At 59.6% G+C, this 22,516-nt stretch carries 14 protein-coding genes and 2 pseudogenes; 10 read left to right on the forward strand and 6 right to left on the reverse strand.

Annotated elements, in window-relative coordinates; translation table 11 throughout:
* Window positions 1–15: 15 nt before the first annotated feature.
* Together N825_RS39245 and N825_RS28845 are read left to right on the forward strand one after the other, a co-directional pair.
* A pseudogene (locus tag N825_RS39245) lies at window positions 16–318 on the forward strand (transposase); the annotation flags it as partial.
* A gap of 33 nt (window positions 319–351) precedes the next feature.
* Window positions 352–714, forward strand: a pseudogene (locus N825_RS28845) (transposase); the annotation flags it as partial.
* A 36-nt stretch (window positions 715–750) separates the two neighbouring features.
* Here N825_RS28845 and N825_RS28850 read toward each other — a convergent pair.
* The 3 genes from N825_RS28850 to N825_RS39255 form a co-directional block, all read right to left on the reverse strand.
* Complete coding sequence (locus N825_RS28850) at window positions 751–2,811, reverse strand: recombinase family protein (protein WP_198038942.1); 2,061 nt, start codon at window positions 2,809–2,811, stop codon at window positions 751–753.
* Entirely contained in the window at window positions 2,804–2,995 is a 192-nt protein-coding gene (locus N825_RS39250; RefSeq protein ID WP_157619605.1) for a hypothetical protein, read from the reverse strand. Before N825_RS39250 ends, N825_RS28850 begins: the two co-directional genes overlap by 8 nt.
* Window positions 2,996–3,401: 406 nt before the next feature.
* Window positions 3,402–3,656 (reverse strand): hypothetical protein, encoded by a 255-nt coding sequence (locus N825_RS39255; protein ID WP_157619606.1) that lies wholly within the window; start codon window positions 3,654–3,656, stop codon window positions 3,402–3,404.
* A gap of 447 nt (window positions 3,657–4,103) precedes the next feature.
* Here N825_RS39255 and N825_RS40845 point away from each other — a divergent pair, with 447 nt between their 5' ends.
* The 4 genes from N825_RS40845 to N825_RS28870 all read left to right on the forward strand — a co-directional run bounded on the left by N825_RS40845 (window position 4,104) and on the right by N825_RS28870 (window position 11,874).
* Window positions 4,104–8,186, forward strand: a complete 4,083-nt coding sequence (locus N825_RS40845) for an Ig-like domain-containing protein (protein WP_281174388.1) — start codon at window positions 4,104–4,106, stop codon at window positions 8,184–8,186.
* A gap of 405 nt (window positions 8,187–8,591) precedes the next feature.
* Window positions 8,592–9,572, forward strand: a complete 981-nt coding sequence (locus N825_RS28860; RefSeq protein ID WP_157619607.1) for a class I SAM-dependent methyltransferase — start codon at window positions 8,592–8,594, stop codon at window positions 9,570–9,572.
* Window positions 9,573–9,682: 110 nt separating this feature from the next.
* The gene (locus N825_RS28865; protein ID WP_037459530.1) at window positions 9,683–10,744 is read left to right on the forward strand and encodes a glycosyltransferase; all 1,062 of its coding nucleotides are present in this window, start codon (window positions 9,683–9,685) and stop codon (window positions 10,742–10,744) included.
* Between the two features lie 44 nt (window positions 10,745–10,788).
* Complete coding sequence (locus N825_RS28870; RefSeq protein WP_037459532.1) at window positions 10,789–11,874, forward strand: acyltransferase family protein; 1,086 nt, start codon at window positions 10,789–10,791, stop codon at window positions 11,872–11,874.
* 90 nt (window positions 11,875–11,964) lie between these two features.
* Here the strand turns inward: N825_RS28870 and N825_RS28875 are convergent, their stop codons facing one another.
* The 3 genes from N825_RS28875 to N825_RS28885 all read right to left on the reverse strand — a co-directional run bounded on the left by N825_RS28875 (window position 11,965) and on the right by N825_RS28885 (window position 15,932).
* Window positions 11,965–13,215 (reverse strand): polysaccharide pyruvyl transferase family protein, encoded by a 1,251-nt coding sequence (locus N825_RS28875; protein ID WP_084165147.1) that lies wholly within the window; start codon window positions 13,213–13,215, stop codon window positions 11,965–11,967.
* Between the two features lie 172 nt (window positions 13,216–13,387).
* Window positions 13,388–14,557 (reverse strand): methionine adenosyltransferase, encoded by a 1,170-nt coding sequence (gene metK / locus N825_RS28880; RefSeq protein WP_157619610.1) that lies wholly within the window; start codon window positions 14,555–14,557, stop codon window positions 13,388–13,390.
* Window positions 14,558–14,954: 397 nt separating this feature from the next.
* The gene (locus N825_RS28885; protein ID WP_198038944.1) at window positions 14,955–15,932 is read right to left on the reverse strand and encodes an acyltransferase; all 978 of its coding nucleotides are present in this window, start codon (window positions 15,930–15,932) and stop codon (window positions 14,955–14,957) included.
* 841 nt (window positions 15,933–16,773) lie between these two features.
* On the opposite strand from N825_RS28885, the gene N825_RS28890 reads away from it, so the two are divergent.
* The 4 genes from N825_RS28890 to N825_RS28905 all read left to right on the forward strand — a co-directional run bounded on the left by N825_RS28890 (window position 16,774) and on the right by N825_RS28905 (window position 22,492).
* Window positions 16,774–17,481 carry a sugar transferase gene (locus N825_RS28890; protein ID WP_084165148.1) on the forward strand — a complete coding sequence of 236 codons (708 nt, stop codon included), beginning with the start codon at window positions 16,774–16,776 and terminating at the stop codon, window positions 17,479–17,481.
* A gap of 89 nt (window positions 17,482–17,570) precedes the next feature.
* Window positions 17,571–18,719: a glycosyltransferase gene (locus N825_RS28895; RefSeq protein WP_063833946.1), complete on the forward strand. Its 1,149-nt coding sequence runs from the start codon at window positions 17,571–17,573 to the stop codon at window positions 18,717–18,719.
* A gap of 64 nt (window positions 18,720–18,783) precedes the next feature.
* Window positions 18,784–21,165, forward strand: coding sequence for a GumC family protein (locus N825_RS28900; RefSeq protein WP_084165149.1), 2,382 nt, complete (start codon window positions 18,784–18,786; stop codon window positions 21,163–21,165).
* Window positions 21,152–22,492: a glycosyltransferase gene (locus N825_RS28905; RefSeq protein WP_198038945.1), complete on the forward strand. Its 1,341-nt coding sequence runs from the start codon at window positions 21,152–21,154 to the stop codon at window positions 22,490–22,492. The genes N825_RS28900 and N825_RS28905 overlap by 14 nt, the downstream gene beginning before the upstream one ends.
* The last annotated feature ends 24 nt before the right edge of the window (window positions 22,493–22,516 follow it).

Genomic DNA, 22,516 nt, shown 5'->3' on the forward strand with positions numbered 1-22,516 from the left:
TTCGGACACGACCAGTGCCTGACCAAGGACCGCAATGCTCTGCTGGCCTTCTACAATTTCCCGGCAGAGCATTGGGACCACGTGCGGACAACAAACCCCATAGAAAGCGTGTTCGCCATGGTCCGGCACCGAACGGTCCGAACCAAAGGTGCGCTTTCCCAGGACACTGCAAAGCTCATGGTCTTCAAGCTGATCTCGGCTGCATCCAGAACCTGGCGACGGCTCCAGGGCGAAAACCAGTTGCCCAAAATCATTCAGGGCGTCAAATTCCGCGACGGCATCGGGGTCAGCGTACCGACATCACAGAGCGCCGCCTGATCACCTCGTCACCCAATTTCCGCCATAGCTCCGCGCGGCTTCGTCTATCTCGCTGCCGTTACCGATTGGTTCAACCGGCGGGTTCTGTCCTGACGGTTGTCGATCACGATGGAAGCCGGGTTCTGCGTCGAGGCGGTCGAAGAAGCTCTGGCCAACCACGGCAAGCCGGAGATCTTCAACACCGATCAGGGCAGCCAGTTCACCAGCACGGTGTTCACCAGCCTGCTCACCGCCAACGCCATAGCTATCAGCATGGACGGCCGGGACGCATGGCGGGACAATGTGTTCGTGGAGCGGCTCTGGCGCTCCGTAAAATATGAAGAAGTGTACCTGCGCGCCTACTACACGGTAACCGAGGCGCGGAATTCGCTCGCCAGTTACTTCGGCTTTTACAATGCTGTTTCATACTACCTCACCCGGCTATGCCATTGATTAGAATAACAATCGCTGCTCGTTCGATGGTCCCGCGGGGTGCCTGTGGCGCCGGCGGGCCTGATCTGTAATCCGCTGTCCGGTTTCCCCCTCAAGTATGGCTCTGCGGAACAGCCATGGTCCATCGGCGAGGGGATGCTCGGCCTCGATCTCGCCGCCCTCGGCGGCCAAGCGCATTGTTTTGGTGCTGATGCCGAGGAACGCCGCGGCTTTGGTCAGGTTCATCCATCCTTCCCCGCCGGCAACCTCCGGGCGGTGAACCGGGATCCTGTTATGTGACCTGAGCGCGGTCACGCGTTCCCGCGTCCAGCGGTTGCCAAGACCCGTGACGAGGCCGTTTCGATTGAGCAGACCGGCGATCAGGTCGTCGCCGGCAATCCGGACCAGCACGCGCATGGCCTCGACGATCTCAATGGAGGTCCCGGTACACTGACCACGGCGCCGACGCGGCAGACGCAGTTCAGTGTGGACGCCTCCGGCCCAATGGACCACGAGGACGATTTCGGCAGCTTCATCGTCGACATCGACGACAACCTCCTCAACCAGGGTCCGCACGATCCGTTTCTTCAGCCTCGCGTCGGCAGACGGGTCCTGCCACACGATCTTCAGGTCGTCAGCCAGCGTCGCGAACTCATCGGATGTCACCGACGGTCGTTGGGGCACGGTCTGAACATGCGCCGCGATCCGGTTCTCGACGGCGACAACGCGCTCAAGGGCGCGGTTCCATCGCACTTCCAACTCTGCCGTGACCTGCCGGTTCAACGGATCAGCGGCATCGTATTGCCGGAAAGCTCGGTCGGCGGCATATCGGGCGGCCGTCAGGTCGCGCTCGAGAGCCTCGCGGACATCGTCGCGTCGTTGAGCTTCCTGCCGCTCCATCCGCAGGGCCGCTTCCACGGCCTCCGGGCCGACGGCTTGCAGCACCTGTTCCCCGATGGCGGCATCCACCGGCAATCCACCGAAGGCGATGCAGCGTGGCTCGCCATTGTCCATCCAGCCGCGGTTGCAGGCATAGCGCAGGATGTCATGATCGTTGCCGGTATAGCGGACGGTCAGTTTACGGCCACACCGCCGGCAGCGCAGAATACCGGCGAGCAGGGCATCGCCGCGCTTGGCTGCGCCACAGGCTTCACCGCCCTGAGTGTTGTCCTTGATCATCGCCCGGATGGCCTCGGATCGCTCCCAATCGACATAACCTTCGTGCGCGCCGGGATACAGCGCCAACCAGTCCTCCCGTGCTTGACGCCGGGTACCGCGCCGTGGGGTCGGTCCGTCGTGAAGCGCCACAGTCTTTGTCTTGCCATAGGCATAGGCGCCACCATAAACCGGGTTCGTCAGGATCCGGTAGAGCGTTCCATAACAGGGACGCTTCCAGATGACATCGGCACCCGATCGCCGGGCTGGGAGATCGAGGTTGTGCTCGAGGAACCACAGCAGGGCCTGACGGACGCTGCCGAGTTCGGCGAACTTTGAAAAGACCAGGGCGATGGCTTCCCGGATGCGGTGGTCGGGATCCTTTTCCAGGTGGTGGCCATCGGCCTTGATGTATCCGATCGGGACCATCACGACCAACTCGCCGCGGCGCGCCATCTCGTGGCGTGCGGCCAGGGAGCGCTGACGCAGGAGGTCGAGTTCGTATTCGTTCAGGCTGCCCTTCAGACCCAGCAGGAGCCGGTCATTACCTTGGCGCGGCGCGTAGATGGTCTCCTGATCGACGAGCAGGGTGTCGACAACACGGCACATCTCGATCAGTTGTTGCCAGTCCCGACTGTTGCGGGCGAAGCGCGACACCTCGAGCGCCGCCACCGCTCCGACTTTGCCAAGGCAGACGTCGGCCACCATCCGTTCGAAGCCTGTCCGCGCCACCATTCCGGCCGCGGAGCGCCCAAGGTCCTCATCGACAATCTCGACTTCCGACCATCCCAGGGCACGCAACCGATCCTTCATGGCGTACTGCAGCGCTCGGCTCTCGCGGTTGTGAGCAACCTGGTGAGGTGAAGATTGACGAACATAAAGCACCGCCTTGCGCTCAAGGTGATGCGACTGGATCTTGTCATTCATCAGTTTGTCCTCCCATCCGCCCGCCGACCACGTTGCCCGCCGCCGCCGTCAGGAGCATCCGCGCCATCAGACGCGCCGCCGTGTCGAGCGCCTCCCTGGGCAGGCTGGTCCGATCGGGTCCTGGGCAGGACTGAGGAAACAGGCTGAGTTGTCTGGTTGGGAGCGGCAGGTTCGTGCGTGGCATCGGCATCTCCTCGGCTCTGGTGGGAGGAATGCCTTGCTCCTATCACTGAAACGGCCGTCGATACTCGACCGATGATATGCGACAGCAGTGTTTTGAGATTATCCAGTGCGGCCACATCGACCCGTGGTACCTGGGCAGGGTGAAGATGAAGGCATGCAGCGCGATCGAACATCCACGATGGCACCGCTAAACATTGACCCTTCCGGTCTGCCGTCGTACTGCACCAGAACACGGGCATGTTGCCGCGCTTGACGACTTCGTGAACATGCGCCTCGCGGCCAAACCAGGGATGCCAGGGATAAAGAACTTCCCGTACCTCGGTCCCATGGGCGTTGTGTTGCTTCGTTGTACAATTCCCGCAGACCTCATTCCAGGCTTGACCGGCAAACACCAGATCAGGCCTACTTCACCCCACTTCCGCAGATCGCGGCAGCCTGAACCCGGCAGGCGCTCCACTTATCCGCCGAAAAATCTGTTCAGACAAGCGGAGCCAGCTCAGCGCGCCCGTCAGCGTCGGCTTTGGTCCCGAGCGGGTCGGGCGTGTGCCGTCCGCCGCCATCGCCGCCAATTCGGTCAGTACCTCATCCACGAAGGCATCGACGTCGGAGAACGCGTTCCACGACGCCGACGTGGTGCTTGCGGGACGAACGGCGGTGCCCATAAACTACAATCCAAGCGGTGAGAAAGAAGCCCACAGCGCTAACCAGATCGCTCCTCCGACGCAACGACTCCGTTCAGCTTGAAGTAGCATCCCGCTCAGTGCCGGCCGGGACGGCCTCGCTACAAACATGCTCTTAGACAAGCGGAGCCACCTCACTTTTTGCCAACCTTGTGACCAATAACAAGATTGTTCCAAACTCGCGCACATAACGCATAGTGCCTCGATTTCGCAAAGGAAGTTCACGAACACGGAAAATGCATATGATCAAGGTAAAGTTTGAAAACTTATAAATTCATAATTAGAACAATGATGCGATTTTCCAATTCGAATATAATTTTTTAATGAATCCGATTCTACAAAGGGAAGTGCATTATCGACTTCTATGAGGTGACCATTATGAAATTAGGTATTGTCACACATTTCTCACAGGGTTGGAGCCTGGAGTTAATGAAATCGATAGATTCCTTTAGTTCTAATAGCATTCGCGACTCAATTTACTGGAAATCAGTGGAGAAGTCTCCGGGTGTCTATGCTTTTCCAGCAAGTTCCGGTTCATATATCGACAGCGCCACAAGTAAGGGAATCGACCCCCTGATCGTCGTCTCCACACCCAACCCACTCTACGACGGTGGTTTGACACCCTATACGGATGCGGGCCGTAAGGCGTTCGCTAATTACTGCGTCGCCCTCTTGGACAAATACGATGGTAAAATCGAACAGATCGAGATTTGGAATGAGTATAACGGCGGCGGCTTCGTGACTGGCCCGGCGCTGAACGACAGGGCGACGTACTATACGGCCATGCTGAAGACCGCCTACACGGCGATCAAGGCGGCTCATCCAGAAGTTACCGTCATAGGAGGTGCTTCGCATTCCATAGCGCTTGGCTACCTTGAAGGTCTCTTCAAGTTGGATGCCTTGAAATACATGGATGGGCTGGCGATCCATCCCTATCCATCTACTCCGGAATACGTTGGCAAGGAAATTGGCCAACTCAACGCTTTGATGGCCAGCTATGGCGGTGTCAAGCCGCTCCATGTGACCGAGATGGGGCAGGAGCTGGACGATCCGGCCGATGCCCCTGGCTACATGATCAAGATGGGCACCAATCTGGCCGCCGCCCATGTCAAGGAAAGCCAGTGGTACGCGCTCATCGATGAGCCCTGGTTCAAGAACATGGGCCTTCTGAAGGCTGATGGCGCGCCGAAGCCGGCCGCTGACTCCTTCAACGTTCTCCAGAAGCAACTCCTGGTCCACGGGGATCCCGTTCGTGAGGATGTTGGGGACAACAAGGTGAACGTCTTCGAGTATGCCCAAGATGTGCATGTCGTTTGGGGTTACAAGACGCCCGTGACCTTCACTGGAACGCCTACTTTCCTGGATGCGCGGGGACAGGCGTTGGCGACGGTGAAGATGCTCGACACGGAGCCGATCGTCGTCAAGGGCGATTTTGACATGAAGATCGGCAAGTCCAGCGTCCTGTCGAACAGCTTTCTGGATTTCCAGCAACCCGAATGGTCCTACTGGGGGCAAGGAAAAGATGGTGCGCTGGTCCCGTTGAGCGAAGTAACCTGGTTCTGGGGGTCCTATCTCGGGAACCGCTATCTCCAGCCCTTGAAGGTTGAGCCGCAGCGGATCACGCCCGCCGGCGATGGTGCCAATCCCATCTTTGCGGTCCAAAGGTATACGGCGGTCAAGGATGCCGCCATTGAAATCGATGGGACTTGGAAGCTCAACGGCGCTGGCGATGGCGTCGAACTGCGCATCTCGCTCAACGGCGAGACACTGCTGGATCGAATAGTCTCCGGAGAATTTCAACTCAATAATCTGGCAGTAAAAATTAAAGGCGGCGATCAACTCGATTTCGCACTCGGCCCCAATCAAAACACAAAAGACGACAGTACCATTGTCAACATCGATCTTAATTACTCAGGTGACTTCATGTCTACTCCTGTTACCAGCACTCCTGTGCCACCCGCCGTGTCCACTACTTCGACATCGGGCAACGATGTCCTGACAGGCTCCACCGGAAACGATATCCTCAATGGCGGGGCCGGCCTGGACCGTATGACCGGGGGTAAGGGCGACGATACCTATTATGTCGACACCGCGGGCGATACCGTCGTCGAATTGCCGGACGAAGGATACGATACCGTCCGCTCGACAGTGACGCTGACCCTGGCCGCCAACACGGAGAAACTCTACCTCTTGGGCGCCGTCGCCATCAATGGCACGGGTAATGACAGCGACAACGCCATCTACGGAAACAGCGGCGCGAACGTGCTGCGTGGCCTCGGCGGCAACGACAAGCTGTATGGCCAGCAGGGCGCTGACACCATGTTCGGCGGGACCGGCAATGACACCTATTATGTGGACGACGCCGGCGATAGCGTGGTGGAGGAGGAAAACGCGCTGAATGGCGGGATCGACGCCATCAACGTCGATGGCGCCTCCTTCGCTGCAACCGGCGGAAACTCCATCACGCTTGGCGCCTTCGTCGAGAATCTGACGATCACCGGAACCGCCGCGGTGGACGGGAAAGGCAACGACCTCGCCAACCGTATCACGGGCGGAGACGGCGCCAACAATCTATTTGGCGGATCGGGTGCCGACACCTTGGTCGGCAATGGCGGGGCCGATATGCTGGAAGGTGGCGCCGGGCAGGATAGCCTCAGCGGCGGCGCCGGTGCCGATGTGTTCGTCTTCCGTCCAGTCGATGCGTCGAGCCGCGACAAGGTGACCGATTTCATGGTCGAGGACCGGATCGGAATCTGGGCAGCCGACTATGGCCTGACCGAAGGGCATGGCCTGACCGGCGGCGCACTCGACGCCTCCTATTTCAAGGCCGTGACGGGAACGACCACGATTCAAGGCTCGGCGGCCGATCACGGGCAGTTCCTTTTCAACACGACGACAAAGACCCTGATGTGGGATGCGGACGGCGCGGGGAAGGCGGCGGGAATGGCCATGGCCGCATTCAACGCGCCTGTCACCCTCTCGAGCTTCATCATCCTGAAAAGTTCGAGTCAGCCGCCAAGCACTTCTCCCAACACCCCCCCCAAGCTGAACAACGCCCCGGTGGCCAACGCCGACACCGCCACAGTGTCCAAGGACGGGATACTGGCCGCCACCGGCGCGGTGCTGGCGAACGACACCGACGCCGATGGCGACACGCTGACCGTCAGCGAGGTGCGGGGTTCCGCCAGCAATCTCGGTCACGCCATCAACGGTACCTACGGATCGCTCACCCTGGGCGCCGACGGTTCCTACAGCTACACGCTCGCCAACGGCGCCACCAACGTGCGGGCGCTGGTAGCGGGGCAGGCCGTCACGGACACATTCACCTATTCCATTTCCGACGGGAAGGGCGGGACCGCCGGTTCCAGCCTGACGGTCAGCATCGTCGAGGCAGCCGAGCCGACCGCTGGCGGAGGCACGCTTTCCTTCGCCACGTCGACGAAGGGCATCGTCGCCAATCTTGAGGATAGGGAATGGTCCCAGGTCCTCAAGGTGATGCCGCTTGGCGACTCGATCACGCTCGGGTGGGTCAACGGTCCCAGCCTTCAGCTCGAAGGCTACCGCGCCCCTCTCTGGGACAAGTTCGCGGCGCAGGACATGATGATTGATTACGTCGGTCAGTGGAACACCGGTACGCCTGGCTTCATCGACCGTGACCACATGGGTGCCGCCGGCAAACGCGCGGACTGGTGGGCGCCGCAGATCCCAACCGTGATGAAGACTTATGATCCGGATGCCGTGCTACTGATGATAGGCACGAACGACGTGCTACAGGAAGGGACCGCCACTATCCCGACGCTGCCGGGCGACATCCGCAAGATCATTGACGGCGTTGCGGCGCAGCGGTCGGACGCCACGATCTTCCTGTCCACCCTTCCGCCGTCTGGGCCGACCCGTCCGATCCCGGAAGCCAACGAGGCGATCCGCGCAATGGCGGCTGACGCGATCAAGGATGGGCTTCATGTCAAGCTGGTGGAGCCGACGCTGACAATCAAGGATCTAGCCGACGGAGTCCACCCCACCAGCTCGGGTTACGCGAAGCTGGCGGCCACTTGGTTCGACGCCATCATGGCAACCCTCCCTAACGAAGGCGGAACGCCCGGAGGCACCGCCAAGGCGATAGTGTCCACCATCGGCAATCTCACGGGTAGCGGCTCCAATGACCTGCTGGTCGGCGACAAGGCGGCCAATACCCTTATTGGCGGCGGTGGCAACGACCGGCTTGTCGGCGGCGGCGCGGCCGATATCCTGACCGGCGGAGCGGGGGAGGACCAATTCGTCTTCCGCACGGGCGCTGGCATCGACAAGATAATGGATTACACGAAGGGAACCGACCATATCCTCTTCGACAGGATCGCCGGTCTTGACGCCTTCAGTGACCTTGCCGGCCACATCATACAACAGGGCGCTGACACGTTAATCGACATCTCCGACTTCGCCGCCGGAGTGAAGATCGTCCTGGCCGGAATCACGGCGTCGAGCCTCGACCAGACTGACTTCGTGTACAAATGAGTGTCCGCCGGATCGGGACGCTCCGTTCCCGATCCGGCATCGACCGCGCGGCGCCGCCCGCTAGTCGCCTTTCCAAGGTGCATGTCCGCGACCCGACTGGACAAATCCTCCTATACCCTTCACGACACGGCCAGTATCTGGCAGTTTAGACACTTTGCCCATATTGGTGCCCAAACCACTTAGCCAGTTTACGCCTCGGCTCTCCATAGCGCTTAACCGCGGCAAGGAATGCCATCGACGCATCTCCGATTGAGCCTCTTGCGGCGCACCATGAAAGTCGATAATTTATCTGGGCTTGTGACTATCCTTTGAAAAATGCGATCTACTGAGTGAGGCGCAAACAATCGTCTAGGGAAGAACGAAATTACTTTTTTTTCCCTAGACGTTTACTATGCGGTCGGATTTGTGCAAGCCAAGATTTTGGGGAGCGTTGTTCCTCAGGTTTCTTTGGAAATCCAGCCTTCCTCGCGAAAGGTCAGAAAACAGTCCGGCGTCATAGCTCCGGTGGCACCGCCACCGATCATCGGGAGGTTATTGATCGATATGCGCCACGCAACTTGGATGGCAATCGAGTCCTCGTCCATCGCCAGCCGGCTTTACCGGTCCTACCGGAAGCTTCCGGACTTCGTGAGGGCTCCCGCGCGGTGGCTCGTCATGCCGCGCTGGCACATCGTCACCACGATGGTCAGGGTCGCCGCGCGCGGAGCCGTGGTAAGCGGCCCGTTTCAAGGCATGAGGATGGACCTGTCTCCTGTTTCCAGCCGGCACCTGCTGGGCTATATCCTGGGAACGCAGGAACTGGAGCTTCATGGCGTCGTTGAGCGCATCGTCACCCGCGACTACAAGACGATCGTCAACGTCGGCGCCGCCGACGGCTATTATGCCGTCGGCTTGGCGCGGCGCCTGCCCAAGGCCAGAATTGTCGGGTTCGAAGGACTTGCCGAGTTGCATCCAGTGCTGCGGCACTCTGCGGAATTGAATGGCGTGGCCGACCGCTTTACCATCAACGGCTTTTGCGAACCGCCGGACCTGAAGCGCGCGCTTGGCGCGTCGGAAGGCCGAACGCTGTTGATTTCCGACATCGAAGGCGGCGAGATCGACCTACTGGACCCGGCGCGGGCTCGGGAACTCGATATCACGGACATCCTGGTCGAAACCCACGATGCCTTCGTGCCAGGCTGCACGGAAACCCTGATTGACCGTTTCTCGGCGACCCACAACATCGAACGGATCACCGCGCGGCCGCGAACGCTTAAGGATTTTCCGAAGAACATCCTGCCTTGGCTGCCGCGGCGGATGCCGGATTTGGCGGTCGAGTTGATGAACGAGCGGCGCACGGGGCTGCAGCAATGGCTCTACATGGAAGCGAAGCGGCAGGGCCGCTGACGGTCACGGTTCCCATCAAGAAGTTTTCCATCGAGAAACGTAGGCCGCTTCCAGAAGCTCTGGAGCGGCCACCGGTCGAAATCCGCACCAATCCAGGAGCGTGACGGCGCGTGACCCTCCTCTTCGCCTCCGGAACTCCACATCTCCCGCAGGTTTTCGGCGGTCTGGAGATCAATACCCATGAGATGGCGCTGGAACTCAATCAGCGAGGGCACCGGACGGCCATTCTGTCCAAGCTCTCGCTGTGCGATGGTTTTGGCGTGATCCGTTTAGTGGCGAACCACATCCGGCGCGCTGAGATCTCGACGGATATGGGGCTGGGGTATCAAGTCTACCGGTCGCGACGTCCTTGGAGCCAGCTCTCCGGACTGCCGATGCCGCGCTTGGTCGTCGTGCAGAACGGCAACATGGTTGAGATCGGCAAGGCTTTCGCCCGCCGAGGCGTACCGGTCATAGCCTATTTCCATGGGTTGGAATTCGAGTTGGGCCGCAACCGTTGGATGGGGGAGGGCAAGGACCTTCCGTTCCGTGCCTATATCGCCAATTCCAGGTTCACCGCGGCCCGCTTTAAGGAGCGGTTCGGGATCGATGCCCATGTGATACCCCCCGTCTTCCGCCCGGAGCGCTACCGCGCGGCCGGTCAGCGTCGTTGCGTCACCTTCATCAATCCGGTTGCCGAGAAGGGCTTGGAATTGGCGCTGGCGCTGGCGGCATCGTGCCCGGAAATCCCGTTCCGCTTCATCAAGGGATGGCCGTTGGGTCCTAAGGACTTGCTGAATCTGCGGCGGCGTCTGAGTCGGCTGCCCAACGTCGAACTGGCGGAACGCAGTTCGGACATGCTGCCGGTCTATGGGTCCACCAGTATCCTACTGGCGCCCAGTCAATGGCAGGCCGAAACCTGGGGCCGTGTCGCGTCCGAGGCGCAGTTCAGCGGTATCCCCGTACTCGCCAGCAACCGAGGTGGCCTGCCCGAGGCGGTCGGCCCCGGTGGCACGATCCTGGATGCCGAGGCGGCGCCGGAGGTATGGGCGGCGGAGCTTCGCCGGCTTTGGCATGACAAGGATTATCATGCCGCCAAATCTGAAGCGGCGCTGGCCCACTCGCGCCGGCCCGAAATAGACATCGACCGGCAGATCGAAAGCTTCCTGACCATCGTCGACACGGTGGCTTGAGAGCGATCTCCCATGCTGGCTGGAAGCTGATCGGTAGGGCTCAAATGGAAAAATACCAGTCGATCCAAGCCATGCGCGGTTTGGCCACCTTCCTGATCGTCGTGGCCCATGCCATCGAGCATTCAAGCGGGTGGGGCGCGATGACCAAACGGATGCTGGATGTGGCGTCGGGGACGGGCATTTTCGGCGTATTGATGTTTTTCACGATCAGCGGCTTCATTCTGCTCCGCACCTCGTATGAGAATTTCGGCCGGCAGGGAAGCGCGGGCAGGTTCCTATTCAAACGGATCATCCGAATTGTTCCACTGTACTGGCTCGCGACGTTGCTGGAGTATGGCCTGCGCGTGCGGGGCGGCACCGCACCGGATTTGTCCCACCTGCTCCAGTCGATGTTCTTCATTCCTTTCCTCGCCAAACCCGAGGTTGACGTCGCGATGCGGCCGGTGCTGGGCGTTGGTTGGACACTGAACTACGAAATGGGTTTCTATGCCTTGTTTGCGCTGACCTTGGTATTGCGAAGGCGGCTGGGCATACTAGTCACCACGATCGTCCTCGCCGGTTTGGTGACGGTGGGAGCCGCCTTCAAGCCATTGAGCGACACATCCTCACCGCTTACGGCCTTCACCTTCCTGACCGATCCAATCATTCTGCTGTTTGTCGCGGGAATGATGCTGGCCGTGTGCGAACGCGGCATGCCCAGCCTGCGCCAGCGGATCAACAAACCTGTCCTCGTGGCGTCCACCGTCATGTTCGCGACGATCGGAATCACCGTGGCATGGCTGGGAGCCTATCCGTTTCCCCTCGCATCGCAGGCCGCCGTGTACTTCATGGCGGTCGTCTGTATCGGTCTCTGCGTCTTCGGCGATATGCGGGGAGGTTCGCATTCGGTCATCCGCTTGGCCCGGTTCCTGGGCGACGCCTCCTACAGCATCTATCTCTTCCACTTCTTCGCCATCGTCGCTGTCGGGAGGACAATCCCTTGGGCCGATCCAGTCGTTTTCGTGGGGATCTCGTCGATCGCGGCCACTGCGGCGGGTGTGCTGATCTACCTGACGGTGGAAGTGCCGTTGACGGCCGCCTTGCGCCGCTTGAGCCATCCCCGATCGGAAGCTGTCGCGATCACGGCCTGAAATATCTCGCAAGCGACGATGGCGGCGGGGATGCGGGCTCCCTTCGCCATCCTCGCCCCTGCAGTTGTCAGACCGGCTTCCAAGCGAGCGTCAGATCGATTTCAAAATGAGAGTGCGCTCCCGATCCTTGGCGCGATGCGCTTGCACCGCTTGAAGCAGGCCACGAATACTCTCCGCTGTTTCATTCAGCACCGCGTGATGGGTGCCTGGATCAATGCCAGCCTCCAGAGCCGCCGCCAGGGTCGAGACGACGATGTCGGACGTCACCCCGTTCACTGGGATCATGAAGGCTTCTCGACCGACCGAGGCGAAAAAGCTGTCGACCTTACGGTCCCAGGGCAGGCCGACATGCGGGATCCGGAACGAATAGGCCGCGATATTGGCATGGAGTCGGTGCGCGATCACACCGTGGAAGCTCGATATGGTCTCGATCAGTTCTGAAGGTGTCGTAGGGCGAGGCACGACCCGGAAGTTCTCCGCCGTCAACGATCCCTGGATGAGCCGATCAGCCAACGCGGTCATGAACCCGTGGTCTTCTGGCGAGCCGTTGGTGAACAACACCGGCTTCAGCCCGAGTTTGTGGATTTTCTCAGCGGTTTCCAGGTAGAGACAAGCCATGGCTTCGGGGTCGATCTTGTTTCCCCGGTCGGAATGGTAACCTAGCACGTCGGGATGGCTGATGTTGATGCCGATTTCCCGACACCCTGCATCCGGTGGCTCGGACGCCGGACGGGGAGGGTAGACGCGGCTGGCCAGCAGCCCCGGGTCCCTGACCTGCCGGATTTGGACGGACGAACCTTCAAGGAACAGACGGCTCATATGCGCGGCGGACGATCCGTCGCGGACTGAGGCGTAGACAAGTTCGGCCTTGGTCAGTGCGGACCGCAGCAGGTGGCGTCCGATCGTCGACCAGTCGGCCGATACTCCGACGGAGTGGATCGCGACCGGTGTCCCGGTCGCGTGCGCCTGCCGAAGCACGGTTGATAATTTCAGCGGGAAGTTTAGATCGGAGTCCGCGAAAATTTGGCCGCCGCCGATGATCAGGATATCGGCGTTACGCAGGCGCGCTGCCCAGCCCGGCCCCAGTCTCAAGGCGAGTGATGGCAGCAGCGCGCCGCAGACCGCCGCCAGTCTCAAGGGCTTCGGCAGAGACTTCATCACTTTCAGATAAAGGCGCCGGTTCTTGCCGTATTCCGCGGCGTGACCGACCCGCCCCGCCAAGTCTATGGTGTCGATCGACGCCGAAGGCATCGCCGTCTCTATCGCGTACATCAGGCATTCGGCGATCAGGCCGTCGCCCAAATTGGGACTGTATCTCACATTTGCCAGACAGATCCGCATCGAATTTCCTCAACCCTGCGCATGTTGCCGATCCGGGGCGGGGTGCGCGCTCGATTGGCGGCGTAGCACCGAGGTATGATCATGAAACTGACGAGAGATCGGGAGCGTCCGAAAACTTCCCGAGCGCTCCCGGCCACCGCGCCAGCCGGTCGATGTCATAAGTCCGGGGTCGTCAGACCAGCCCAGAACGGAGGTCCGGCACCAGATCGGTCCGCTCCCACGAAAAGCCACCATCGGATTCCGGCGCGCGACCGAAATGTCCATAGGACGACGTGCGGGCGTAGATTGGCCTGTTGAGACCCAAGTGGGTCCTGATGCCGCGTGGAGACAAATCGACCAACTCCTGGAGCAGCGCCGACAGCCGGCTTTCATCGACACGCCCAGTCCCATGGGTGTTAACATAGACCGAGAGCGGCTTGGCGACGCCAATCGCGTAGGAAAGCTGGATCGTGCAGCGTTCCGCCAACTCGGCCGCGACGACGTTCTTGGCGAGGTAGCGCGCGGCGTAGGCGGCTGAGCGGTCGACCTTGGTGGGGTCCTTGCCGGAGAAGGCGCCGCCGCCATGGGGGGCGGCCCCGCCGTAGGTGTCGACGATGATCTTGCGGCCGGTCAGACCCGTGTCGCCGTCCGGCCCGCCGACCACGAATCGACCGGTCGGATTGACGTAGAAGAAGGCGTCGTCGCACATCCATTGCTCCGGCAGGGCTTTCCGGACATGCGGATAGACCAGATCCCGCACATCGGCCTGGGAAACTCCCTCGACGTGCTGTGTCGAGACCACGATCGCCGTTGCCCCAACTGGTATGCCGTTCTCGTAGCGCAGTGTGACCTGGCTCTTCGCATCCGGGCCCAGGATGTTGGCGTCACCGCTTCTCCGGGCGACGGATAGAGATTGGAGGATGCCGTGGGCGTAGTGGATGGCCGCTGGCATCAGCGCTTCCGTCTCGGTGCAGGCATAGCCGAACATGATCCCCTGGTCGCCAGCGCCTTCATCCTTGTCTTCCGTCGCGTCGACCCCCTGCGCGATATCGGCGGACTGGGCATGGATGAAGCACTTGACGTCCATGTTCTCCCAATGGAATCCATCCTGCTCGTAACCAATGTCCTTGACGGCGGAACGGGCCGTTTCCACCAGCAGCTCCGGCGTGATCGTGTCGGGTCCGCGCACCTCACCGGCAAGGATAACCCGGTTGGTCGTCGAGAGGGTTTCGACCGCCACGCGGGCCGTTGGGTCATGCGACAGATAAAGGTCGACGATCGCGTCGGATATTCGATCACAGACTTTGTCTGGATGGCCTTCAGACACGGACTCGCTCGTGAACAAGTAGTTTTCCATAGGTATCGCTAACCCCTGAAAAGGTGAAAGACGGGATATATTTTGAGGATCATTTTTCAGATTTTGAATTTTATCGTGTCTTCCTAAAATCTGGTGATCATATATTGGCGCACTACTGATGTAGCATCTATAATACCATAATATTAATCTAATCGTATCAACGCTCGGCATTAGGAGATCGGAATCTGACCCTTACGAGCCTAGTGAGATCCGGCTATGGCTGGTGCGCCGAGCGGAACACTCCGTCCGGGGCGGACTAGACCGGTTGGCCCTGACTTTCGAATACCGGGTGGCAATTCCATGGTGATAGCATCCTTGAACCATGTTCTCTTCAGATGATGTTGGGTGGCTGGACAATCATCCTGGGAGGCGAGTGAAAAGGACATGCCAGACGCGAACGCCTTTACCTCAACAGACGGCGCAGTACCTTTACCCGCACGAGGAGCATGCATGACAGGGTCGACATCAACAAGATGACGAGTGTATCGGCCAGGGATCGGGGGAGTCCGGCATTGCGATCGTGGATCGCCAGCACGAACAACAAGTGTATCCCATAAAGTCCAAGGCTGTAAGTTCCCAGATCGGATAGCTTCCGAATGGCTGGAATATCCGATGGCAGCTTTAAGGATAGCAGGAAGGTACCAATGCCGAATGGAACTGTGCCAAGCAGGAAATCATTCGCGGCGAAAGGACGAAAATGGGCAAAATCGAGAAAAAACGCTTCGGAAAGATGGAGAAGCATACCCAACACGCATAGGGATACAGCGGCCCAGACCGGATAGACTGGCTTCGCTTTGGCTATCCAGTATCCCACCAGGATGAAGAGGAACCCATGAAAAGGACCATTCCTCGTATTGAAAGGAAAATCGAACCCAATTTGCAATATTTCCTTGTATGATCCCAAGGTTAATCCCGTCACATAGAAAATAATCGCAATGCTAAATATTGTGAACCAGCCTCTTCCTCTGAGCAGGATAAGCATCGCTGCGGATAACGACAGTGAAGGCAGGAACCATAGATGGTATCCTGGACCTCCGCTGACGAGGCATGAAAGCAAAAATCTTACATTGAGCAAGCGCGCGATACCACCGTCGGTGATAGACACGTAAAACAACAACCAAAAAAGGAATACCGGAACGATCCGTTTCATGACGTTAATCAGGGCGATGACTGCTTTTTGCTCACGCTGGGCAAGAAAATAGCCGCTCGCTATGAAGAAGAACGGGACCGCAAAGCGTGACATCTGTCCTAATACAGCGCCAGCGTTGACTCCGTACTCGTTGACACTATCACTTCCAACGGTATGTATGAGGACAACGGCAACAAAGGCTGCGTAACGGACCGTGTCGATCCCCAACAATCTTCCCTTTCCAGTTTCCATCAAGCAACTCCTCATCATCTAATTTTTTGGTTCAGGCGTCAGCCAGCCTTCGATGTGGAGCAAAGATCACGCTCGACTTTGGTAAACTTCTATCAATCGAATTGCTGGATGGATTGCCGGAGTTCTCGATGAGGGTCCACAAGTGGGGGAGCAATGTGGCAGCGGTGCCGATCTCTTGTCAATCCACCCTTGGGAGCCTGATGGACCACTGGGATCAACGCTGACCGGCGGGACTCTCCCCGGCCCATCTTGACGTCCTGGCTAAGCATGGCTTGGGCGGATCCGTGTGCGGCCAGTTGGGGCGCGCGCGGCAATGACACTATGCCCACCCACTGTGTGACAACAGCTACGTTATCACCATGATCGTAATATAACAGCAATTTTTTCTCATTTAAAGCCAGAAATGACAATAAAATGGCCGTTTAAGATCCATATATTTCGTTGAACGATTCCTATTATGAGAATGACAAGGGGATCGATCGAAGCGCCGATGATAAATCGTCTGACTTGAACTATCGAAAAAGAGCAGGATCAGCGGACTACAATCACAAAAAATTTCATTAAATCTATGGTACAGCATCTTTCGACATAACGAATTTGTACCAAATGGGATCAGCCTGCCCCAACGGATTGCCCGAACGTCTCCATTTATGCACTGCAATATCCACTTATATGATCGCGAGAAACTCTGATCATCGCTAGTATGGCGGTGTCGCCGTCGGACCTGATGAAGTCGAGAAAGTTTTCGCCATGCGATGTGCCAAGAATATTGTTCACGAAAATCTAATCCAATAACTGACAGGCACTTGCTTAACAACCGAGTATAAGGGGGTAGTAAGCCATGTTCGAAACCATCTCCTTAGATGAGAATCCGATACGCACCGCCCTCAAGGGCGAGTTGTCAACCGGAACCGCTAGGCCACATCATTACCCATTGCCTCGGGATTCAAAGCTAAAACGCCTTATGGATGTAGCAATTTCGTCTATGTTACTAATTTTTCTATTGCCTTTGATGTTGCTGCTCGCGGTTTGCCTTGTGGCATCCGGATTGAAACCAATCTTTGTACATAGAAGGATCAGTTCGACCAGCATGTCGTTTCCTTGTCTCAAGTTCAGGACCATGAGAAACAATGCCGACGAGATTTTGAAGCGGCACCTGGCGGATCATCCCCAAGCCATGGAAGAGTGGCGGCGGACTGGAAAGCTCAGAAACGATCCCAGAGTGGGCCCTTTGGGCAAGTTCATGCGCCGCACCAGCCTTGACGAACTGCCCCAATTGTTGAATGTGTTTCTTGGCCAGATGAGCATGGTAGGGCCGCGTCCGATCACCAAGCCTGAGCTCAAGGAATACGGCGCGTGTATACACTTCTATTATCGCTGTCGGCCTGGACTCACCGGACATTGGCAAGTGAACGGCCGTAGCAATCTTGGCTATGAAGAGCGTGTCATTCTGGACGTGGCCTATGCCACGCAATGGAGCATCAAAAACGATCTGTTGATCATCTTGAAGACTTTCCGCGTGCTTCTGTCGTGCGTTGGCGCCTATTGAAGGCACGCGGCCGACAGATCCGACAACCCAACAAATATTGCGCCGCCGCCATTCGTGCGGTGGGGCCAAAAACGTGAAAGATTGGTCTTATGAAAGTGGCTATCATCCATTATTGGCTCGTTTCCATGCGTGGCGGCGAGGCGGTGCTGGAAGAACTGTGTCGAATGTATCCCGAAGCCGATGTCTACACGAACGTGCTCGATCGTTCGGCGATTTCGGAGGTTATCCGTGAACACGACATCCACACCACCTTCATCCAGAAACTCCCGATTGCGGTCAAGCTCTACAAGGCTTACCTGCCGCTGATGCCGCTAGCCCTGGAGCAACTCGACCTTACCGATTACGACCTCGTAATCTCCAGCGAATCCGGCCCGGCGAAGAATGTCATCACGGCGCCCCACGCGGTTCATGTCTGCTACTGCCATACGCCGATGCGCTACATTTGGGACATGAGGTCCAACTACTCCAGCCACCTCGGCACGGCGATCAGGATGGCCGCGGCGCCCGTAGCCCACTACGTGCGGATCTGCGACGCCTTGAGCGCCGCCAGGGTGGACAGGTTCATCGCCAACTCGACCTTCGTGGCGCAGCGGATCAAGCGCTACTACGGGCAGGAATCCATAGTCGTTCCTCCTCCGGTCAACACGAACATCGACTACTTGGAAAGGGAGCAGGAGGACTTCTACCTAGCTCTTGGGCAACTCGTCCGCTACAAGCGGTTCGATCTCGCTATCGAGGCGTTCAACCGGATGAACAAGCGCCTTGTCGTGATCGGCGCCGGCGAGGAGATGACCCGGCTTCAGAAGATCGCCGGCCCCACCATCAGCCTGCTCGGCTGGCAGCCCAAGGAAGCGATCTCCGATCTCCTCGCCCGGTCCCGCGGCCTGATCTTTCCTGGAATGGAGGATTTCGGCATCGTCCCGGTGGAAGCCATGGCGGCCGGGAAGCCAGTGATCGCCTATGGCAAGGGCGGCGTCTGCGACACCATCATCGACGGCGTGACCGGCGTGCTTTTCCACGAGCAGACCAGCGACTCCCTAGTGGCGGCGGTCAAATGGTTCGAGCGGAACTCGCACGCGTTCTCGCGGAAGACGATCATGGAGCAGTCCAGCCACTTCGCTCGCGCCAATTTTCGTGAGCGCATGAAGGCTGTCATCGAGGAGACGATGGACCGGACCGCCCAAATCCGTCTCAGCTCCAGGCCTCATTACCTACCGGCCGTGGCCAAGCAGATATGATCCGCCCGGACAAGATTCGAACTCGTCGGCACGGCGGCGGTAAACGGACGGAAGGCATGAAGTCATGACCGCTATGACGTTCAACCGCTCGACGAAGGCGCATCAGCCATCCGGAGCGCGGGCCAGCCAGATCCATCCCCGTGCCCTTTCGATTCAGCTCATCATGTCGGCCATACGGGGGGGATGGCCGGCCATATTGATCGTCAGCGCCGTCGCCGGATTGACCTGTCTCGCCTATACCTTGAGCCTGCCCAAGAAATACACATCCGAGGCTACGGTTCTGATCGATCCTCCGACGACCCGCGTAGCCGATCTGACCACGCAGGTCAGCGAGTCACGGATCGACCCGGCGATGGTGCAGAGCGAAGTGCAGGTATTGCAGTCGCCTCGCATCTCCGACTTAGTTGTCAAGAGCCTGAATGACGACGAGCGGAAACTGCTGGAAACGATTATCGATACCAAACCTTTCTACCAGCCTTACGCGGAGTCCTTCAAAGGCGTGTTCACCGCCACGTGGACCTTCATTGAGGACGAGATGTCGGGCATCATCGGCCCGGAAACGACGATCGATCCGATAGAGGGTCCGGGGGGTCCGACCAATCCCGCGGCTGGAACTGCCGTCAACCGGCCATCATCCCGGCCGCAAGCCGTGATGGGAGACCTGGGAGCCGCCCTCACGGCGAATGCGACCCTGCCGGACGGCGATGACGACGCCGAGGAAGGCCTGCGCGACCTCATCCTCAGCCGGCTGAAGATCCTTAACGACGGCCGGTCGCACGTCATCACCATCCGTAGCGAGTGGGAGTCGCCCCATCTCGCGGCCCATATCTCGAACCTGGTGGCCAAGGTCTACATCGACGAGCAGATCAACGCGAAGATCGCAGCGAATACTCATGCGAACACTTGGCTGAACACGACAGTCGAGTCGATGCGCAACCTTGTTGAGCAGTCTGACCAGGCGGTTCAGCGTTACCGCCAGGCGCACGAACTGGTCCAGACGCGCGGCAATACCGTGACTGGACAGCAACTCTCCGAATTGAACACGCAACTCGTCCTGGCGACCGCCGAGCGTGCCCAGAAGGAGGCCGCCCTTCGCCAGGCGAAGACGCTTCAGGACAACCGCAGCGGTGCGGGCGCATCCCCCGAGGTTCTCGGCTCGCCCTTGGTGCAGCGTTTGAGGGAGCAGGAGATCGCGCTGTCCCGGCAGGAGGCGGAGGCCGCAGCCGTTTACGGCAATTCGCACCCGGCGATGATCAATCTCCGGGCGCAGCGGACCGAAATTGGGTCCAAGATCGCGACCGAGATCGACAAGATCGTTTCAGGCCTCGCGGCCCAGCTTCGGATCTCCACCGCACGCGAGGAGAAACTGCGCGAGCAGCTTGGCACCTTGCAGGAGAACGCCGAGAGCCTCGATCGCGCTTCCGTACCGCTGGCCCAGCTGGAACGCGAGGCGGATGCCAACAAGACGCTCTACCAGGATCTGCTGGCGAGGCTGAAGCGGACGGAGGTCAGCGGCGAGGTGGAATATCCCGACGCTCGGCTTGTATCGGGCGCAGTGGTGCCGCGTCTCCACTCGTCGCCCAAGGTTGGGATCACGGTAGCGGCCTTCACCTTTCTGGTGATGATCTCGGCCTTCGTCGTGATCATGCTGCGTGAGCAGATGCGACACGGCTTCCAAAACGCCAAGGAACTCGAGACGGCGACTGGCCTGCCGATGCTGGGCATCCTGCCCCGGCTCTCCCGCCGCGATGTCAACAAGACGGCGCAACTGACTCGGACTGGGGGCGGTGGCTACACCAACAGGATGTTCTACGATCAGCTCTGCACCATCCGGACCTCCGTCATGCACAGTTCCGGCGGCGGACTGCCGAAGACGTTGCTGTTCACCTCGGCCCTGCCGGGCGAGGGCAAGACCACCACGGCCTATCATGTCGCTGTCTCGCTCGCCCAGATGGGAATGAAGGTGCTGCTGGTCGACTGTGACATGCGCCGGCCCAGCATGAGCCGCCTGCTTGGCCGCACGACCGGCAAGTCGCTGCTCGATGTCGTCTCGGGAACCTGCAAGCTGGACGATGTGATCGCGCAGTCGCGGACCCCCGGGCTTGATTTCATCGAGGGAAGTTTCGCTCCCGATCCCGAGAAGATGATTTCGTCCCGAGAGTTCAGGAAGTGCGTCAAGGAATTGGCGTCCCAATACGACACCGTCATCCTGGATGCGCCACCGATCTTTGTCGGCACCGACGCCCGCATGCTGGTCCGGCTGGTCGATGTCGCGGTGTTGGTCGCCCGGTGGCGTAAGACCCCCGCGCAATCGGTGACGACAGCGCAGCAGGAACTAAACCACGCCGGAATCACCATCCTGGGGACGGTGATGACACAGGTCGGACTGAGGCATTTCCAGAACTGGTCGCAGCCGCATGAGAGATCCCGCTATGAGTATGTTTGACGCCGCCCCGGAACGCGTCGCGTCAGCGGCGTCCGACCCGGGACAGCTGAATGGTCGGATCGTGATGGGACAGGCACCGCTGGAGCGCCTTCCGTTGGAACGCGTGGTCGTCATCAACGATTATTCAGAGGTCATCGGCGGAGCGAGCAGCATCGCGTTGTCGACGGCGCGCATGCTTCGGACCAAGGGGCTTCAGGTCACCTACGTCTGTGGCGATGCCGGCAGGTCGGCCGATCTCGAGCGGGCTGGCATCCCGGTAGCGGCCCTTGACCAGAAGAACCTGCGGTCGTCCGGGCAGCGCGCCGTCATCCGCGGCCTCTTCAACACGGCGGCACGGGATCTGGTCGCGACGGTCCTGGAGGCGGATACGCCGGGTACGATCTATCATGTCCACGGCTGGTCGAAGATCCTGTCGCCGTCCATCTTCGGTGCGCTGCGGCGGGTCCGCCACCGCGTCGTCATGACGGCGCACGACTATTTCATCGCTTGTCCCAACGGCGCCTTCACCAACTTTCGAACCAGTGACGAATGCCGCTTGATTCCGTCGTCGGCTTCGTGCGTGATGACCAACTGCGACAAGAACAGCTATGCCGAGAAGCTATGGCGGGTCGCGCGCGACCAGGTGAAGCTGGCGACTCTGGCCTCGATGAAGCGGGACTGGACCAGCCTCGCGGTCCACGAGGGAATGGTGCCCCGGCTGGTTCGCGGCGGGGTGGCGGCGGACCGTATCCGCGTTCTGCGCAACCCTGTAACCCCATGGACCGAACAGCGGGTTGAGGCCGAGCGGAACGACGCGGTCGTCTATGTCGGCCGGATCGACCATGAGAAGGGCGTCGATCTGCTGGCGCGGGCCTGCCGTGCCATAGGGGCGCCGCTGCATTTGATTGGCGACGGTCCCCTTCGGGATGCCGTCCAAGCCATCTATCCGGCCGCCCAAATGGCGGGTTGGGTCGAGCGCGGCCGGCTATCCGACCTCGTCAAGCGGGCGCGCGTGATCGTCGTGCCGAGTCGGTGGACTGAGACTTTCGGACTGTCCGCCTTCGAGGGCATCGGAAGCGGCATCCCAGTCGTAGTGTCCACCATGGCCTCGATTTCCGGGGAGATCGAGGCGCGTGGTTTCGGCGTGGTCTTCGATCCCAACCGCGAAGGGGAACTCGCCGCGATCCTGAAGCGCCTGATGGAGGACGACGCCGAGGTGGAGGCGATCAGCCGCCGCTGTCACCGCCAAAGGGACGACGTGATCACGACACCGACTGCCTGGATCGACAAGGTGGTTGATATCTACGACGACATCCTACGGCGGGCACCCCTCGGCGTCGCCGCGTAGAGCCTGCGATAACCCAGATTGGCG

The sequence above is a fragment of the Skermanella stibiiresistens SB22 genome (assembly GCF_000576635.1).
GTDB lineage: Bacteria > Pseudomonadota > Alphaproteobacteria > Azospirillales > Azospirillaceae > Skermanella > Skermanella stibiiresistens.

Bases quoted from the DNA above. Each gene is read 5' to 3' on its own strand.
- N825_RS39250 (WP_157619605.1), bottom strand. From the start codon at position 2,995: ATGCCACGCACGAACCTGCCGCTCCCAACCAGACAACTCAGCCTGTTT.
- N825_RS28870 (WP_037459532.1), top strand. From the start codon at position 10,789: ATGGAAAAATACCAGTCGATCCAAGCCATGCGCGGTTTGGCCACCTTC.
- N825_RS28875 (WP_084165147.1), bottom strand. From the start codon at position 13,215: ATGCGGATCTGTCTGGCAAATGTGAGATACAGTCCCAATTTGGGCGAC.
- N825_RS39255 (WP_157619606.1), bottom strand. From the start codon at position 3,656: ATGGGCACCGCCGTTCGTCCCGCAAGCACCACGTCGGCGTCGTGGAAC.
- N825_RS28850 (WP_198038942.1), bottom strand. From the start codon at position 2,811: ATGAATGACAAGATCCAGTCGCATCACCTTGAGCGCAAGGCGGTGCTT.
- N825_RS28890 (WP_084165148.1), top strand. From the start codon at position 16,774: ATGTTCGAAACCATCTCCTTAGATGAGAATCCGATACGCACCGCCCTC.
- N825_RS28900 (WP_084165149.1), top strand. From the start codon at position 18,784: ATGACCGCTATGACGTTCAACCGCTCGACGAAGGCGCATCAGCCATCC.
- N825_RS28885 (WP_198038944.1), bottom strand. From the start codon at position 15,932: ATGGAAACTGGAAAGGGAAGATTGTTGGGGATCGACACGGTCCGTTAC.
- N825_RS28905 (WP_198038945.1), top strand. From the start codon at position 21,152: ATGAGTATGTTTGACGCCGCCCCGGAACGCGTCGCGTCAGCGGCGTCC.
- N825_RS28895 (WP_063833946.1), top strand. From the start codon at position 17,571: ATGAAAGTGGCTATCATCCATTATTGGCTCGTTTCCATGCGTGGCGGC.
- N825_RS40845 (WP_281174388.1), top strand. From the start codon at position 4,104: ATGAAATCGATAGATTCCTTTAGTTCTAATAGCATTCGCGACTCAATT.